The 16,087-nt window shown below is 44.8% G+C and carries 18 protein-coding genes; 12 read left to right on the top strand and 6 right to left on the bottom strand.

Annotated elements, in window-relative coordinates:
* From Q0307_RS16360 to ribF, 7 genes are all read left to right on the top strand, one after another.
* Complete coding sequence (locus Q0307_RS16360; RefSeq protein ID WP_298662036.1) at positions 1-564, top strand: YqgE/AlgH family protein; 564 nt, start codon at positions 1-3, stop codon at positions 562-564.
* Complete coding sequence (gene ruvX / locus Q0307_RS16355; protein WP_298662034.1) at positions 564-995, top strand: Holliday junction resolvase RuvX; 432 nt, start codon at positions 564-566, stop codon at positions 993-995. Before Q0307_RS16360 ends, ruvX begins: the two co-directional genes overlap by 1 nt.
* Positions 982-1,491: a bifunctional pyr operon transcriptional regulator/uracil phosphoribosyltransferase PyrR gene (gene pyrR, locus Q0307_RS16350; RefSeq protein ID WP_298662032.1), complete on the top strand. Its 510-nt coding sequence runs from the start codon at positions 982-984 to the stop codon at positions 1,489-1,491. Before ruvX ends, pyrR begins: the two co-directional genes overlap by 14 nt.
* Positions 1,492-1,601: 110 nt before the next feature.
* Positions 1,602-2,549: an aspartate carbamoyltransferase catalytic subunit gene (locus tag Q0307_RS16345; RefSeq protein WP_366936784.1), complete on the top strand. Its 948-nt coding sequence runs from the start codon at positions 1,602-1,604 to the stop codon at positions 2,547-2,549.
* Positions 2,546-3,844, top strand: coding sequence for a dihydroorotase (locus Q0307_RS16340; protein ID WP_298662030.1), 1,299 nt, complete (start codon positions 2,546-2,548; stop codon positions 3,842-3,844). Before Q0307_RS16345 ends, Q0307_RS16340 begins: the two co-directional genes overlap by 4 nt.
* A gap of 3 nt (positions 3,845-3,847) precedes the next feature.
* Positions 3,848-4,312 carry a tRNA (cytidine(34)-2'-O)-methyltransferase gene (locus Q0307_RS16335; RefSeq protein ID WP_298662028.1) on the top strand — a complete coding sequence of 155 codons (465 nt, stop codon included), beginning with the start codon at positions 3,848-3,850 and terminating at the stop codon, positions 4,310-4,312.
* 2 nt (positions 4,313-4,314) lie between these two features.
* Entirely contained in the window at positions 4,315-5,226 is a 912-nt protein-coding gene (gene ribF / locus Q0307_RS16330) for a bifunctional riboflavin kinase/FAD synthetase (protein WP_298662026.1), read from the top strand.
* A gap of 6 nt (positions 5,227-5,232) precedes the next feature.
* On the opposite strand, the gene Q0307_RS16325 is transcribed toward ribF, so the two are convergent.
* Positions 5,233-6,246: a class 1 fructose-bisphosphatase gene (locus tag Q0307_RS16325; RefSeq protein ID WP_298662025.1), complete on the bottom strand. Its 1,014-nt coding sequence runs from the start codon at positions 6,244-6,246 to the stop codon at positions 5,233-5,235.
* A 408-nt stretch (positions 6,247-6,654) separates the two neighbouring features.
* Here Q0307_RS16325 and Q0307_RS16320 point away from each other — a divergent pair, with 408 nt between their 5' ends.
* From Q0307_RS16320 to Q0307_RS16310, 3 genes are read left to right on the top strand one after another with little or no spacing between them, the layout of a single operon-like run.
* The gene (locus tag Q0307_RS16320) at positions 6,655-7,275 is read left to right on the top strand and encodes a sigma-70 family RNA polymerase sigma factor (protein WP_298662024.1); all 621 of its coding nucleotides are present in this window, start codon (positions 6,655-6,657) and stop codon (positions 7,273-7,275) included.
* A gap of 13 nt (positions 7,276-7,288) precedes the next feature.
* A complete protein-coding gene (locus Q0307_RS16315) occupies positions 7,289-8,098 on the top strand; it encodes a hypothetical protein (RefSeq protein WP_298662022.1) in 810 nt (269 codons plus the stop codon).
* Positions 8,095-9,384, top strand: coding sequence for a S8 family serine peptidase (locus Q0307_RS16310; RefSeq protein ID WP_298662020.1), 1,290 nt, complete (start codon positions 8,095-8,097; stop codon positions 9,382-9,384). Before Q0307_RS16315 ends, Q0307_RS16310 begins: the two co-directional genes overlap by 4 nt.
* Positions 9,385-9,680: 296 nt before the next feature.
* On the opposite strand, the gene hemF is transcribed toward Q0307_RS16310, so the two are convergent.
* Together hemF and Q0307_RS16300 are read right to left on the bottom strand one after the other, a co-directional pair.
* Positions 9,681-10,604 carry an oxygen-dependent coproporphyrinogen oxidase gene (gene hemF, locus Q0307_RS16305; protein ID WP_298662019.1) on the bottom strand — a complete coding sequence of 308 codons (924 nt, stop codon included), beginning with the start codon at positions 10,602-10,604 and terminating at the stop codon, positions 9,681-9,683.
* A gap of 86 nt (positions 10,605-10,690) precedes the next feature.
* A complete protein-coding gene (locus Q0307_RS16300) occupies positions 10,691-11,644 on the bottom strand; it encodes an AEC family transporter (protein WP_298662017.1) in 954 nt (317 codons plus the stop codon).
* 148 nt (positions 11,645-11,792) lie between these two features.
* On the opposite strand from Q0307_RS16300, the gene Q0307_RS16295 reads away from it, so the two are divergent.
* Positions 11,793-13,007, top strand: coding sequence for a class I SAM-dependent methyltransferase (locus Q0307_RS16295; protein WP_298662015.1), 1,215 nt, complete (start codon positions 11,793-11,795; stop codon positions 13,005-13,007).
* Positions 13,008-13,037: 30 nt separating this feature from the next.
* Positions 13,038-13,361, top strand: coding sequence for a DUF1840 family protein (locus Q0307_RS16290; protein ID WP_298662013.1), 324 nt, complete (start codon positions 13,038-13,040; stop codon positions 13,359-13,361).
* A gap of 10 nt (positions 13,362-13,371) precedes the next feature.
* Here Q0307_RS16290 and hisH read toward each other — a convergent pair whose 3' ends face one another.
* Genes hisH through rnd form a run of 3 tightly spaced genes read right to left on the bottom strand, consistent with a single transcriptional unit; the run spans position 13,372 to position 15,796 of the window.
* On the bottom strand, positions 13,372-13,998 hold the full coding sequence (hisH, locus tag Q0307_RS16285) for an imidazole glycerol phosphate synthase subunit HisH (RefSeq protein WP_298662011.1): 627 nt from the start codon (positions 13,996-13,998) through the stop codon (positions 13,372-13,374).
* Positions 13,998-14,591 (bottom strand): imidazoleglycerol-phosphate dehydratase HisB, encoded by a 594-nt coding sequence (gene hisB, locus Q0307_RS16280; protein ID WP_298662009.1) that lies wholly within the window; start codon positions 14,589-14,591, stop codon positions 13,998-14,000. Before hisB ends, hisH begins: the two co-directional genes overlap by 1 nt.
* A 59-nt stretch (positions 14,592-14,650) precedes the next feature.
* The gene (gene rnd, locus Q0307_RS16275) at positions 14,651-15,796 is read right to left on the bottom strand and encodes a ribonuclease D (protein WP_298662007.1); all 1,146 of its coding nucleotides are present in this window, start codon (positions 15,794-15,796) and stop codon (positions 14,651-14,653) included.
* Between the last annotated feature and the right edge of the window lie 291 nt (positions 15,797-16,087).

The raw sequence follows: 16,087 nt of genomic DNA, 5'->3' as shown, positions 1-16,087 counted from the left end.
ATGCAGGCCATTTCTAATTTGCGTAATAATTTGCTGATTGCTATGCCCAGTATGCATGATCCAAATTTTGATCACACGGTGACCTTAATTTGCCAGCATGATGAGCAAGGTGCTTTTGGTGTGACCATTAATCGTCCCCTAGAAGTGACTTTTGGTGAGCTACTATCTCAATTAGATATTGAAGTGAACGATGTTCGCTTGGCTAATCGAGTCGCGATGAGTGGTGGCCCCGTGCAAGCGGAGCAAGGCTTTGTGCTGCATAACACCAATCGTGCTTGGGAAAGTACTTTGCATATCGCGGAGAATCTATCGATTACCTCCTCACGAGATATTCTTGTCGATATTGCGGCGGGTGATGGTCCTGATCAATTTCTTCTGGTATTAGGCTGTGCGGGCTGGAGTCCGGGGCAATTAGAGCAAGAAATCAAAGAGAATGCCTGGCTCACCTGTGATGCTAAAAACTCCATTCTTTTCGAGATGCCCTATCCACATCGTTGGCGGGGAGCGGCTTCTACTCTAGGAATTGATGTGAATTTACTAGGCTCGGTGGCTGGGCACGGTTAATGTCGATTACAGTCTTAGGTTTTGACTTTGGCTTGAATCGTACTGGCGTTGCCGTTGGCAATACACTCACTGGTTTAGCAACCCCAGAAACCGTTTTATATTCCCAAAATCATCAACCAGATTGGGGGAGCATTGAGCGTTTAATTCAATTATGGCGTCCGCAAGTTTTAGTCGTTGGTATGCCACGAAAATTAGATGGTTCTGATAGCAGTATGCAGGAAAGCATCCTAAAGTTTTGTCGTGAACTCGAAAAGCGCACTAAGCTCCCTGTGCAGACTGCAAACGAACAGTTATCCTCTCGAGAAGCAGAACAGCTTTTGAAGAGTGCACGCCAAGCGGGTCGTAAACGCAAAATTCGCAAGGAAGAAATCGATCAATTGGCAGCAGCGATTATTTTAGAAAATTGGATGCACGATTATGCCCAGCAATAACAACTATAATTTACCTAATTTACTCACCCAGCTCGCTGAGCAACTGAAAACCTACCTAAGCGAACATCAAATTATTGACCCTTTGTTAGTCGGAATTGAGCGTTCTGGTGTTTGGCTCGCCGAAGTGTTGCATGAGCGCTTACAGCTTACTGAAGATTTAGGGACTTTAAATATTAGCTTTTATCGCGATGACTATAATCGTACCGGCCTACCAGTACAGACCGAACCTTCGCGCTTACCCTTGAGTTTAGAAGATCGGCATATTATTTTAGTCGATGACATTATTCATACAGGTCGTACCATTCGAGCGGCAATGAATGAGCTGTTTGATTATGGCCGTCCGGCCAGTATCACTTTAGCTGCGATTGTAGCGCGTCAAGGTCGCGAACTACCGATTGAGCCACAAGTCTGTGTACTACGCGAAGACCCGGGTAAAGAATATATCTACCATATTTCCCAAGAGCCACTGCGGATGGAATTGGTCAGGAAAGCCTAAGAGAAAGGGTTTAACAGGCAGGTACAAACTTGTAAAATACTCCCACCTTAGCCATCTAGCGAATCTGCCTCATGCACCCTCATCTAAAGCCCGGCCCCTTGCCTTTGAGCATGCAGCTCGCGCCGGGGAATAAATTAAATCATTTCCTGACTGTTGAAGGGCTACCTTACCAATTACTGCACGATATTATGGATCGTGCCGAACAATTCGTCACCCTACCTGCGAAACAGCAAAAGAAAGCACCACTGTTGCGCGGTAAAACCGTGATGAATCTGTTCTTTGAAAACTCTACCCGTACCCGGGTCACCTTTGAGATTGCCGCCCAACGCCTCGGTGCGGATGTCATCAACCTCGATATTCGTACATCTTCCACCGCCAAAGGTGAAACCTTATTGGATACGGCGCGCAATCTAGAGGCGATGAATGCAGATATGTTCGTGGTACGCCATGAACACGCAGGTACGGCACAATTCATTGCCCGCTATGCCGCACCGCATATCAGTGTTCTAAATGCAGGCGATGGTCGCCATGCTCATCCGACCCAAGCCATGTTGGATATGTTTACGATCCGCCAAAAGAAAGGCGCTTTCGAGCCGCTCAAAGTCGCAATTGTGGGGGATGTTTTACATTCACGCGTAGCACGCTCACAAATTCATGCATTAACCACCCTTTTGACCGGTGAAGTTCGTGTGATTGGCCCGAAAACTTTAATTCCCGCCAATATTGAGCGCATGGGTGTAAAAATTTTTCATGATATGGATGAAGGTTTAAACGATACGGATGTGGTTATCATGCTACGCCTACAACGTGAACGCATGGCTGGGGCTTTACTCCCTTCTGAGCGTGAGTTTGCCAAGTTATATGGCTTAAATGAAAAACGCTTAGCGCTGACCAAGCCGGATGCGATTGTGATGCATCCGGGACCGATTAATCGCGGTGTTGAGATTGATACTGAAGTGGCCGATGGAGTGCGCTCAGTGATTTTAGAACAAGTCACCAATGGGATTGCCGTGCGGATGGCGGTGATGGCAATGATTATGGGTGGGAGTGCAGCATGAAGAATCTAATCATTCAACAAGCCCGCGTTCTTGATCCCAACTCACGCACTGATCAAACTGCTAATGTCTATATCCAAGATGGCACTATTGTTGCCATAGGTGACCAGTCAACCACTTTAGAAAACTTTCATGATGCCGAAAAAGTTAATGCCAATGGTCTATGGCTAATGCCCGGTGCAATTGATCTGGCCACTTGGCTGCGTGAGCCGGGCTTAGATCACAAGGCAACTTTAGCCAGTGAAACCCGTGCTGCCGCCGCGAGTGGAGTCACGACACTCTGCTATCAACCTGATCCAGCAACCAGTATTGATAATTCAGCGGCTGTGAACTTAATCCGCAAAATTAACCAAGGTTTACAACTAGCCAATGTTGAAGTCATTGGCAATATGACTTTTAAGCTAGAAGGTAAACGCTTATGCAATATTGGAGGGTTAAAGCGGGTAGGTTGCGTCGGGGTTAGCAATGCGTGGCAACCCTTTGAAAACTTGAATGTGATGCGCCGTGCAATGGAGTATGCTTCTACGCATGATTTAACCGTGTTCATGTACCCTTTAGAGCATGGCCTAGCGGCTGGCGGCGTAATGCATGAAGGCGAAGTCTCTACCCGCTTAGGCTTGCCCGCTATTCCTGCAGCGGCTGAGACGGTCGCGGTTGCACAAATTATTGCTTTAATGGAATTAACGGGTAGTCGGGTGCATTTCTGTCGTTTATCTGCCGCAGGTAGTGTGCGCTTAATTCGCCAAGCGAAACGAGATGGTTTAGCCGTGACTGCGGATGTAGCTGCTCATCAATTGTATTTAACCGAACGCAATGTGCTAGATTTTGATCCCCTCTGCCATGTACGCCCACCGTTACGCGCCCAAGCGGATCGTGATGCCTTATTGCAAGGCTTAAGCGACGGGACAATTGATGCCATTTGCTCCGATCATCAACCGCATGAATTAGACGCGAAGTTAGCACCGTTCCAGCAGACCGAGCCGGGAATTTCTGCTTTAGAAACCTTAGTTCCTCTCACTTTGCGCTTAGCGGAAGATGGAGTTTTACCGCTCCTACAGGCTTTAAGGAAGATCACGTTTAATCCAGCACGTATTATTGGTAGCCCAGCAGGTTGTATTGCTATCGGCGCACCGGCTGATTTAGTGCTATTAAAACCTGATGTCCTTTGGGATTTCACTTTAGAAAAAATGCTCAGCCAAGGCAAAAATACACCGTTTGCTGGTTGGAGCTTTCATGGTCAAATCCAACGTACTTGGTTGGCGGGTCACACCGTTTTTCAAGCTCAGGAGGCTAACTGAGCCATGCTGCATGTTGCTTTATTTGAACCCGAAATTCCGCCGAATACGGGTAATATTATGCGTTTATGTGCCAATACTGGCTGTCGTTTACACTTAATTCATCCACTAGGATTTTCCTTGGATGAGAAACAAGTACGAAGAGCAGGGATGGACTATCGAGACTTAGCGGCCGTGCAAGAGCATGAAAGCTTTGCAGCTTTTAATCAAGCGATGCTGGGTAAGCGTGTATTTGCTTGCAGCACTAAAGCTAAAACTTCGTATGCGGAAACTATTTTTCAAGATGAAGATGTCTTACTGTTTGGCCCGGAAACCCGTGGTTTACCTGAAATTCTTTTAGCGAGCTTGCCAGAAGATTTAAAACTACGTATTCCGATGTTACCGGATAGCCGCAGTTTGAATTTGTCGAATACCGTGGCTGTGGTCGTCTATGAAGCTTTGCGTCAGCAAAACTTTGTCGGCTTAAGCTAACCATGAAGCTGCTTCGCTCATGGACTCACTCCAGCCAAGCTTGTATTGCAACGATTGGTAACTTTGATGGCTTACATTTAGGCCATCAAAGTGTCATTCGGCAAGTACAAGATAAGGCAAGTCATCTAGGCTTAGCATCCACCGTGATTAGCTTTGAACCCCTACCTGCTGAATACTTACGTAAACCGCCGCCAAGCCGCATTTTACCGCTGCGTGATAAATTAATTTATCTAAAAAGCTTAGGCGTGAATCAACTAGCTTGTTTACCCTTTAACCAAGCCCTCGCTGAAATGGAGCCTGAGGCTTTTATTCAAGATATTCTTTTAAATGACTTACAAGTGCGAGCGCTCGTAGTCGGTGATGATTTCCGTTTTGGCCGCAAACGCCGTGGTGATTATCAACTGTTACAAACCATGGGAGCTCAGCAGGGTATGGAAGTCGTACAAACCTCGACTTTATTACATACTAATGATCGGGTGAGCAGTACTTGGGTACGCCAAGCTTTAGCACAAGCCGATTTAGACACCGTAAAAACCTTGCTAGGGCGGCCGTATTCGCTATCTGGGCGGGTGCGACATGGGAATAAGTTAGGACGCACGATTGGTTTTCCTACGTTAAATCTACGGATTCCAGACAATATTGCTTTGGGTAAAGGGGTGTATGCGGTACAGGCTTATCGAGCTAGTGGGGCAAGGTTCAAAGGTATTGCTAATCTAGGCTCTCGCCCTACAGTGAATGGTTTAGAAAGTCGCTTGGAAGTTCATTTATTTGATTTTGCTGAACAGATTTATGGACAGCATTGGACGATTGAACCCACTGCCTTTATTCGTGCCGAACAACGCTTTGATTCTTTTGAGTTACTGAAACAGCAGATAAAACTCGATGTGGAGCAAGCTCGCAGCTTACTCCACTAGCACCAATTACAACTGGTGATAATCGATCACGCGCTGAACTTCGTTCTTCGAACCTAAAACCACAGGCACACGTTGATGCAAAGCATAAGGCTGAATATCTAAAATCCGTTCACGTCCCGTACTGGATAATCCACCTGCTTGCTCTATCACCATACTCATTGGGTTAGCTTCATAGAGTAAACGTAGCTTGCCTTCCTTACCAGCTTTACGCATTTTTTCATCCAGTGGATACATAAAAACGCCACCCCGCGATAGAATCCGATGAACTTCTGCCACCATCGAAGCTACCCAACGCATATTGAAGTCCTTACCACGTACACCTTCTTTACCAGCCAAACACTCTTGAATATAACGTTGGATCGGTGCTTCCCAATGGCGTTGGTTAGAGGTGTTAATAGCAAATTCCTTCGTATCTTCGGGAATCTTCACATCGTCACGAGTCAGGATAAATTCACCACAGCTAGTATCGAGAGTAAACATACTGACACCACGCCCCGTGGTAATCACCATTATTGTAGATGGCCCATACAAACAATAACCCGCCGCCATCTGTTTCGTTCCAGGTAAGAGAAAATCTTCCGCAGTCGGATTCATCACACCTTTAGGAGCTTTGACCACAGAGAAAATGGTACCTACTGACACATTCACGTCCATGTTAGAAGAGCCATCAAGTGGATCAAAGGTCACTAGATAGTCACCTCGACGTTTACCTTCTTTGAGGCTATAGACGGTTTCCATTTCCTCAGATGCTAAAGCGGCCACATGCCCATTATTTTCTAAAGCCTCAATGAAGACATCATTAGAGATAATGTCCATTTTCTTTTGAATTTCACCTTGGACATTCTCTGAATTAGCTGCTCCCAACACCCCAACTAAAGCCCCTTTCCTAGTTAAACCAGCTAATTTTTTACAAGCGGTTGCAATATCATTGAGTAATCCCGTGAAATGTCCCCTAGCCCCTTCATACGTATACTGTTCTTCAATAATATATTGAGTGAGTGTTGTACCAATTTGATACATAGTATTAATCCTAAAATAGAACAAAAACCCCTAAATGAGCGCGGTGACAGAGCAGCCTTGCTCGATCTTGAATGTTCAAGAATAATAGCAGCTTGCTTTTAGATAACGATATAGATCAATAGGTGTAAAAGTTCGGGTCCGAAGACCCGATAAATTTGCGAGGGAGTATTATAATTTTATGATAAATAGTTCGAGTGTGTTAGTGATGATCAACTAAGACATAAGCTACTACTCAATGAATCCGAGGTATCGTTTGGTTAAGTCTCAGTTCCACAGTAGTTTGTTAACCAATGACTCTCTGTCGTACCAGTGCAGCCGTCGGTTCATTTGTTTTTTCTACCTAGCTAGGGCTGCAAGAAAAAATCACAAGAAGTTCAAACCAAATAATGACTCAAGGCGACGAAGCTAATGAACGGTTCAATCAAGCACCAAGAAACTGATAGCCATAGTGCGGAGCAAAACATTAGGAATGTTGGCGACGAGGAACTTTTAAGCCAAATTGCTCAAGGGGATCGACAAGCATTTAGTCGCTTGTATTTAAAGTATCAACCACGTTTAGTGAGTTATTGCGCTCGCTTGCTCAAGGATGATGTTGCACAAGCCGCAGATATTGTGGATGATGCGCTCTTTGATGTGTGGCGATCCGCTGATAAATTTGAAGGTAAGTCCAAAGCCTCTACTTGGATTTATTCTATTGCACGTAATAAGCTCATTTCTTGGTTAAGAAAAACATCTGAAGTGACTTTAGATGATGATGCCATCATGTTGGCTATGGAAGATAGCGCTCCCAATCCTGAAGAAATACGGATTGACGAGGACATGAAGGATCAATTACTGCGCATGATGAACCATTTGACAGATGAACACCGAGATGTCTTAAAACTCACCTATTTTGAAGATAAGTCGGTCAAAGAAGTAGCTGAGCTTCTTAAAATCTCTGAGAACACTGTCAAAACACGCATGTTCTATGCTCGCAAGCGTTTAGGTCAAATGCTTGAAAAAGCTGGAATCATGGAATTCGATATCTAAACTGGTCATCTTTATGAGTCATCCTGAGTCTAACGAACTCTTGGAAGAAGCGCGCCGCTTACTTCCTTGGTATCTCACTAATAAGCTTAGCAAAGCAGAACACAGCTTAGTGAATCAAGCATTGGAGCAGTTTCCAGAACTACAGCAAGAGCTTGTACAAGAAGAAAAAATGATGCGTATCGTGCGCACTAACACAAGCTTATTAGAATTATCGGCACTGGATACGACTGAACAACGCTTAAACAAACTCTTGGGACGGATTGATCGCGCTGACGAAAAATTGGAAGAACCTAATCTTAGCCAAACGAGTTTAACTGCTGCGTCTAGCAGACAGGCGGCTCCAGTCACTCAGCCAAAAGCTCAAGCTAAAAAAAATTGGTTTGATTTTCTATGGCGCAAACCTTTATTTAACCTTGAATGGCTGACACCAGCAAATGCAGTATTTGCAAGCTTAGTGATTGCTCAGGTTGCGATCTTGGCCTATAGCCAGTTTAATTTAGCCTCTGATACAAAGTTTACAGTCGCTAGCGTGGAAACTCCGCATGCAGTGAAGATAACTGTGGATGGAAAAACTGAGGTCAGTCGCTTCTTAGTGCAATTTGCCAATAACGCCAAACACGCAGAAGTGTGTGAGTTCTTGAATAAATGGCAGGCACATATCGTTTCGGGTCCTAATGCTCAAAACATTTTCACGATTGAAATGCCTGTCGCCCCGAATATCGATAAAGTCGCCTTAGCTGACAGTATTATGCAGCAGACGGCTCAGCAAAGCTCACCCTTGCTATTTTTAGGTCCGCAGTTTGAGGATAACAAGCCACAGTGACTAAAATTGTCCTCCAATTAGCTGCGGCTTTAAAACATAAAGTTCAAGGTTTTGGCTTTATTTTGCTGGGTTTCAGCACAGTCAGTTTAGTGGCCGCAGCACCAGTCGACAAAAAAATCAGTTATGACTCACCAGCGTGTCAAATTTCTAATGCTTGGTGTGTAGGCAATCTGCCCGATAATAGTCGTGATTATCGGCAGAATGAACTACTTCTGTTATACGATGCTAGGCAATCGGCAGGTTTTGCTGAGGATATTTTACAGCGTTATCGTCTGACGCAAAAGCGTAGCGATGAACTGGGTGCTATCCGCACTAAAATGTTGACGGTGGGTACGAATGGGCAGGATCCTAAGTCTTTAGTGAATACTATCAATAACAAAGAGGCTAAGGTCGAAGCCAATTTAAGTAGTTTATTTTTTACTGCAGCAGCCAGCCCAGATAATAACTCCTCTGGATCAGTGGGCTATCCTCTAGGTTTGACGGGTATTGCTCAAGCGCACCAATTTACCAAAGGTGCTGGTGTTAAAATTGGTATGGTAGATACACCGATTGATATTCTGCACCGCTCTTTAGATAACTCAAAAGTTAGACGTGTTGAATTAATCCCGGCTGGTGACAGCAATAACCAAAAGCATGGTACTGCTATAGCCGGCGTCTTAATTGGGCAAAATCCAAGGATTGGCATTGCCCCAGAAGCCTCTCTCTATGCTGTAAGTGCTTTTAGCTCTGACCAAAAAAATCCAAATAATCGTAGCAGTACGGCAGGTTTAGTTGCTAAAGCGATTGATCTCTGTATTCAAGAACGAGTCGATGTCCTTAATCTTAGTTTCGCAGGTAAAAGTGATCCTTTAGTTAACAAAATGATCCAGAAAGCCGTCGAAAACAATATTATTGTGGTGGCCTCGGCAGGGAATGGTGGCCCTCAAGCTGAACCCGCTTATCCTGCTGCGTTTGATAATGTCTTAGCAGTCACTGCTGTGGATGAGCAGGAAAGCGTATTTGGCCGTGCTAACCGTGGAGCTTATATTGATGTTGCAGCGCCCGGGGTTAATATTTTCACTACTTCACCTGCAGGCACTTTTGATTTAGCAACTGGCACTTCCATGGCAACTGCACATGTAACTGGCTTAATTGCACTCTTACTCTCAATGAATAAACAAGGGGTTACGCCGCACCTCTTAGAACAAACCGCTATCGATTTAGGTCTTCAAGGCCGTGACAATGATTATGGCTATGGATTAGTCAACGTAGATCGCGCTTTAGCTGCTTTACGCGCTGCTCGCTAACATTTAATTCTCATAAAACTTGACATAAGCCAATAAACCTACAATTTGGCGGATTGCGTTTGATTAAAATCAAAGTGGTTTTTTAGGCTCAGCTCAAAATTATGCTTGTCACAGTTCAACTAGGAGACAAGCTATGTCAAGTTTTTTCAGCAGCTTTAATGGCATTTTATTTATGTCGAGCGTTACCATTATTTTCATTTTAGGCTTCCTGGCCTACCTATTCTGGAAGTTTATGAAACTGTCGAATCATAAGCCCCAGCCCGGCGAAAAATCTTGGTAAGTTCAGCCAGAGCGTTTTAGCTGCCGCCTAAACCCAGCCAATCGCGAGGCTTTAAGAAATCAGTGTATAAACTTGCCTCAACAGAATTTGGTTCAGGATGCCAATCATAGCGCCATTTCACCAAAGGCGGCAGCGACATCAGAATCGATTCCGTGCGTCCACCGGATTGTAGGCCGAATAAGGTTCCACGGTCACAGACCAGATTGAACTCTACATAGCGCCCGCGCCGATAGAGTTGAAAGTCACGCTGAGTTTCAGTGAAAGGTAAGTTTTTACGCTTCTGCACAATTGGGCGATAAGCTTGAATATAGTGATCACCCACGCTTTGCATAAAAGCAAAAGTCTGATCAAAGCCCCATTCGTTTAAATCGTCAAAGAATAGCCCACCAATTCCACGCGGTTCATTGCGATGTTTTAGGAAAAAGTACTCATCACACCAGCGTTTATACTTAGCATACACTTCAGAGCCGAAAGGATCACAAGCCTCTTTAGCGGTTTGATGCCAAGCAATACAATCCTCTTCAAACCCATAATAGGGGGTTAAATCAAAGCCACCACCGAACCACCACACTGGAGGTTCTGTTGGATGTTCAGCGATGAAAAAGCGTACATTCGCATGTGAGGTCGGGACAAAGGGATTATGCGGGTGAATCACTAAAGACACACCCATCGCTTGGAAACTACGCCCGGCTAATTCAGGGCGCGCAGCCGTAGCAGAAGGTGGCAGTGTTGAACCAAAGACATGAGAAAAATTTACCCCGCCTTGTTCAAAGACAGCACAGTCTGCCAAAACTCGGGTGCACCCACCGCCACCACCAGGACGCTCCCAAGCATCCTCAATGAATTGGGCTTGACCATCTTCAGCGCTCAATTGCGCACAAATATCATCTTGCAAGGTTAGTAAATAGCGCTTAACCGCTTCAATATCCGGTTGAGTCATGGTTGGTGCTCGTGCTCGCTAAACAGAAAGTGGCCTATTGTAACGAGATTTTACCTTGCAGGTCGACGATACCGCCTAAACCTGATTTACATCAAACCCAGGCTTTTCACGATAGCAAAACCCATACTAGTGCTTAAGACCGAACCTATGGTGGTCAAGGCAATGATATTGGCGGCTAATACACTATTGCCCCCCATCGCTCTAACCATCACATAACTAGCCGCTGCGGTTGGAGCGAAGGACATCAGGACTAATACACCTAGCTCAATCCCACTAAATCCCACCCAAATTCCACCAGCCGTGAATGAAAAAGGAATAAAAATCAACTTACCCAAACTCGCACTCACGGTATTGTGCATATCTTGACGCATCGATTTAAAGCTTAGTGAGGCTCCCGTACACATTAGCGCGAGGGGCAACGTCATTTGAGCAAAATATTCGCCTGATTTTAGAACAATCTCTGGCAGTTGCCATTCCATATAAGAAACCGGCAGGGCAAGTAAAATACCGATAATTAAAGGATTTTTCGCAATGCCTTGCAGAACCGGCATAATCCCTTGATCCTTTTTATGCAGAGAGCGGCTCAATGTAATCACTGAAAGAATATTAAAGAGAATGGTGATCAAGCCTAAGTACAAGGAAGCTGCCGCTACCCCTGCTTCACCATAAGCATTAGCACAATAGGCTAGGCCGATAATGCCCATATTGGAACGGAAAGCACCCTGCACAACCACACCACGATCCTCAGTTGGCTTAACCGTGTAATAGGCAAATACCTCTAGGATAAGAAAAGTGCCAATCGTTAGTAACGCAGCTAAGCCGATCAGTTGGAAATTGGCCGTTTCACTGATATGCGTTTTGCTGACACTGATAAACAATAATGCCGGTAAAGTCACATTAAAAACTAAGCGTGAACCTGCTTCGACAAAAGCATCAGTTAACATGCCAATGCGCTTTAAATAAACCCCCAGCATTAAAATCAGAAAAATCGGGCCTGTGACATTTAGGGAAAAGGCTAAAGAGACGAGAAACTCAGACATGATTGAACTTAACTATTTACAAAAAAATACTCTACGCCTCGGCTGCAACGAGAGCAAGCTAGCCATTTACCAAAAGCTGATACGATCTTAATTGACCAAAGGGAAAGCTGGCAGGTATAACAGCAAGCTGTAAATCGGAGACCCTGTCTTGACTACTAAAGCCTCTACTTCTAGACCGTCCTATCCACAAGTGGTTCTACAACGCGGCCGTGATAAAAATATTCGTGCCCGCCATCCTTGGGTCTTTTCCGGTGCGATTGCTAGCGTCAAAGGGGAGCCGGCTCTAGGGGAAACCGTTGAAGTACGCTCCGAACATGGCGATTTGCTTGGCATGGGTGCTTGGTCGCCACAATCACAAATTCAAGTACGCTTATGGGCGGTCGGGCGAGCAACCATTGATCGCGCATTTTTTGCTGAAAAAATCCAAGCCGCTTTAAAGCAACGTCAAGCCTTAGGTATCACTGCACGTAACACGGCGTATCGAGTGCTCAATGCTGAATCGGATAGCTTACCCGGCGTTATTGTGGATAAGTTTGGTGACTGGCTCATTATGCAAGCCCTCACGGCTGGCGCAGAGCATTGGAAACAAACCCTTGCTGAGCTATTGATGGAACAGCTTCCTTGCAAAGGTGTGTATGAGCGTTCTGATGTGGATATTCGTAAAAAAGAAGGTTTAAGTACTACCACAGGCTTATTGGCCGGAGAAATGCCGCCTGCTTGTATCGATATTCTTGAAGAAGGCCGTCATTATCGCGTCGATGTACTCAATGGGCATAAAACGGGTTTCTATTTAGACCAACGGGATAATCGCTCAGCAGTCGAGCACTATGCACACGGTAAAACTGTCCTTAATTGCTTCTCTTACACCGGTGGTTTTTCAATCGCTGCTCTCAAAGGTGGCGCAAGCAAAGCTATTAATATTGATGCCTCCCAAACTGCTTTGGACTTAGCCGCACAAGCCGCTCAACTCAATGGCTTCACATCAGAGCAGATGGAGAATATTCAAGGCGACGTCTTCCAACTATTGCGCCAATATCGAGATGAAGGTCGCCAATTTGATTTAATCATCTTAGACCCTCCTAAGTTTGCCGAAAATAAGAGCCAAATTGAGAAGGCAGCGCGTGGCTATAAGGATATAAATTTACTAGGCTTTAGGTTATTGAAACCCAATGGTCTACTATTTACTTTTTCATGCTCTGGTTTAATGGATAGCAATTTGTTCCAAAAAATCGTGGCTGATGCTGCGGTGGATGCCGGTTGTGATGCACAAATCATTCGTAAGCTGGATCAAGCGAGCGATCATCCTACCCGTTTAGCTTTTCCGGAGGGCTATTATTTGAAAGGTCTGATCTGTCAGAAATAGCACACTCACATCTTGATAAGGAGTTAAACCATGTTAGTTCGTTTTGATAGTAAAGTCGGTACTTTCTCTATGTTTGAAAAGGATGCACGCCATATGATCACACTTATGGGGCATAGCGATACGATTCCGGGAGCTATTTTAGGGGCTGATATCGAAAAAACCTTACAGACATTTCAAACGAGTCTGACCGAAGCGTCTAAACAAGAAAATCAGCATGTTGCGCCAAAACAACATGAGGATGAAGAAGAAACCGTGTCTGTTAACCGCCGCGCTTATCCAATGATAGAGCTGCTTAAGAAAGCAGCTAAACAACAAGCAACGGTGATGTGGGATTTTGACGATAAGCTAGTCTAAGCCACCATTATTACGGCTGCCACTGCATGAAATTTGCGAGCAGCCGTAAACCATCATTTGCCGACTTTTCAGGGTGTGCTTGAATCGCAAACACATTGTCCTTGGCAATCGCTGAAGCATAGTTCAAACCATAAGCAGTTTCACCCGTCACTAAGTTCTTGTCCGTTGGCTCTACATAGTAGCTATGCACAAAATAAAAACGTGCACCGTCTTGAATTCCAGCCCAGAGTGGATGCGCAGTTTTTTGCTGAATTTGATTCCAACCCATTTGCGGCGTTTTTAAATGAGCGATATTTAAGTGCTTAAAGTAGTTCACTTTACCCGCATAAACTCCCATGCACTCCACCCCTGCGTTCTCTTCTGAGAACTCCATCAGCACTTGCATGCCCATGCAAATACCTAGAAAGGGTTTGGTTTTAGCCACTTCGCGCACGATTTCGCTTAAGCCCCGCGTCTCCAGTTCGCGCATACAATCGCGTGCTGCTCCTTGCCCCGGAAAGACAATCCGATCAGCATGACGAATAAAATCAGGATCTGCAGTAATTTCAACCTGAGTACCGGCTGGGGCAACATGACTTACTGCCCGTCCCACCGAATGCAGATTGCCCATATTGTAATCAATAATCGCGACTTTCATTACAAGCTGCCCTTCGTGGAAGGCATAATCCCCGCCATCCGCGGATCAAGCTCCAGCGCCATTCTCAAAGCACGCCCAAACGCTTTAAAAATCGTTTCAGCAATATGATGCGCATTGTGACCACGCAAATTATCAATATGCAGAGTCAATAAGGCATGGTTCACAAAGCCTTGGAAAAACTCGAAGAATAAGTCCGTATCAAATTGACCAATATGAGAGCGCCGATAATCAGCATGATGTTCAATACCCGGGCGACCAGAGAAATCGACAACGACTCGGGATAAAGCTTCATCTAGAGGCACATAAGCATGACCATAACGCCGTAAGCCCTTCTTATCGCCCACCGCTTTACTCAGGGCTTGACCTAGAGTAATCCCAATATCTTCTACACTATGATGATCATCGATATGGCGATCGCCTTGGCAAGTAATTGTAAGATCCATCATCCCATGTCGGGCTACTTGATCGAGCATGTGCTCCAGAAAAGGAACCCCTGTATTAAAACTAGATTTACCCGTGCCATCCAAATTGATCGTCACGGAAATGCGGGTTTCTAAAGTATTTCGCTCTACAGTAGCAATACGCTCGGTCATACCCATCGCCTATAAGTTCAAACTGCTAAAACCGCAGTTTAACACAGATCTACATAAGATTAGGCGTCGATCTTTAAGGATTGATCTTGTACCCGCACACAAGCTCGACCACTTAAAATATGGGCGAATAAGTCATTCACTAAACTACCCCGCCAATCATCTGAGAGCTGAGTACGACCTTCAGTGAGCATTTTTTCAATTTGCACACGATTAGCCAGCATCGTGGCTGAAATATTGTGAGCCAGCGCTTGTTGATTCACGATGACCATTAATAAATCAGCTACTAAGGATAATTCAGCATCCAATTTACGCCGCCGTGGTAAGTCAGGCCATTCTTCAGCCGGTAAAGCTTGCGCACGCCGAATCAGCTCTAACCAACCTTGCCCATAGCGAGCGATCTGCTCAGTACTTAAGCCGCGAATATCCGCAAAATCATGCAAATCCCGATTTTTCATCCGTGCCATGTCGACCAATACTTCATCAGTCAATAGCCAACGGCGGGGCAAGTCCTTCTGAATCGCTAGCTCTTCACGCCAAGCGCATAGTTCACGCAAAACTGCTAATTGCCTAGGCTTTAAGAGCTGTACACCTTTGACCCTCTCCCAACTCAGCCAAGGATCAGGCGTATATTCGCTAGCTTCAGTCAAGCGTTCAAATGGTTTATTCAGCCAGTTTAAGCGTCCAGTTTCTTGTAGACGCTGTTTAAGCAGTGGGTAAATCTGACGTAGGTAACGAACATCATCAATCGCATAATCGAGTTGTTGATGAGTCAATGGCCGCCGTGCCCAATCAGTACGCGATTGTGACTTATCCAACTGCACGCCCAACAACTCTTCTACTAAGCGTGCGTAACCTAATTGATCCCCTAAGCCTAAGACTGCAGCCGCTATCTGCGTGTCAAAAATAGGTGCAGGCACTTGCCCGCTAAGGTGATATAGAATTTCCAAATCCTGCCAAGCTGCATGAAAGACTTTCAGCATCTTAGGATTTTGTAACCAAGTAAAAAAGGCTGATAAATCTTCGATATTTAAAGGATCAATACAAACTAAATCATCGGCAGTGGCCAATTGAATTAAGCAAAGACGTGGGTAATAGGTTTTTTCTCGAATAAATTCAGTGTCTAAGCTAATCCACTCAGAATGCTGAGCTTTTTGTAAAAAAGCATTTAATTGTTCTGGTTTATCAATGTATTCAAATTCGGCCATGAGTGCTACTGCGAGAAAGGAATCGGCTAGTATAGTGTAATTGCTAAAGCACGCATATTTTAGAATTCACTAATAAACTAAAATATTTGAAATCAATGCTTTATGGGTAAGATAGATTTGACTTCTGCAATTTTTTGATTAAACTCAAGTCTACATCCAAGACTTAACTTGATTCGTTTTTCATTCCTCAACCGCTAGTGAGGAAACTAGCTACAGTGCACTAAACCTGTAGCCCATTCTGGCTCGGAAACATTAACTTGGATCCGAGCCGTATTTTAAGCGACTAATTTT

The organism is uncultured Thiothrix sp. (assembly GCF_937873765.1).
Classification (GTDB): domain Bacteria; phylum Pseudomonadota; class Gammaproteobacteria; order Thiotrichales; family Thiotrichaceae; genus Thiolinea.
Note: the sequence above shows the minus strand (reverse complement) of the source record. Positions and strands in the feature narration are given on the sequence as shown.

Coding starts and splice junctions, on each gene's coding strand:
- Q0307_RS16360 (WP_298662036.1), top strand. CDS start 1: ATGCAGGCCATTTCTAATTTGCGTAATAATTTGCTGATTGCTATGCCC.
- ruvX (WP_298662034.1), top strand. CDS start 564: ATGTCGATTACAGTCTTAGGTTTTGACTTTGGCTTGAATCGTACTGGC.
- pyrR (WP_298662032.1), top strand. CDS start 982: ATGCCCAGCAATAACAACTATAATTTACCTAATTTACTCACCCAGCTC.
- Q0307_RS16345 (WP_366936784.1), top strand. CDS start 1,602: ATGCAGCTCGCGCCGGGGAATAAATTAAATCATTTCCTGACTGTTGAA.
- Q0307_RS16340 (WP_298662030.1), top strand. CDS start 2,546: ATGAAGAATCTAATCATTCAACAAGCCCGCGTTCTTGATCCCAACTCA.
- Q0307_RS16335 (WP_298662028.1), top strand. CDS start 3,848: ATGCTGCATGTTGCTTTATTTGAACCCGAAATTCCGCCGAATACGGGT.
- ribF (WP_298662026.1), top strand. CDS start 4,315: ATGAAGCTGCTTCGCTCATGGACTCACTCCAGCCAAGCTTGTATTGCA.
- Q0307_RS16325 (WP_298662025.1), bottom strand. CDS start 6,246: ATGTATCAAATTGGTACAACACTCACTCAATATATTATTGAAGAACAG.
- Q0307_RS16320 (WP_298662024.1), top strand. CDS start 6,655: ATGAACGGTTCAATCAAGCACCAAGAAACTGATAGCCATAGTGCGGAG.
- Q0307_RS16315 (WP_298662022.1), top strand. CDS start 7,289: ATGAGTCATCCTGAGTCTAACGAACTCTTGGAAGAAGCGCGCCGCTTA.
- hemF (WP_298662019.1), bottom strand. CDS start 10,604: ATGACTCAACCGGATATTGAAGCGGTTAAGCGCTATTTACTAACCTTG.
- Q0307_RS16300 (WP_298662017.1), bottom strand. CDS start 11,644: ATGTCTGAGTTTCTCGTCTCTTTAGCCTTTTCCCTAAATGTCACAGGC.
- Q0307_RS16290 (WP_298662013.1), top strand. CDS start 13,038: ATGTTAGTTCGTTTTGATAGTAAAGTCGGTACTTTCTCTATGTTTGAA.
- hisH (WP_298662011.1), bottom strand. CDS start 13,998: ATGAAAGTCGCGATTATTGATTACAATATGGGCAATCTGCATTCGGTG.
- hisB (WP_298662009.1), bottom strand. CDS start 14,591: ATGACCGAGCGTATTGCTACTGTAGAGCGAAATACTTTAGAAACCCGC.
- rnd (WP_298662007.1), bottom strand. CDS start 15,796: ATGGCCGAATTTGAATACATTGATAAACCAGAACAATTAAATGCTTTT.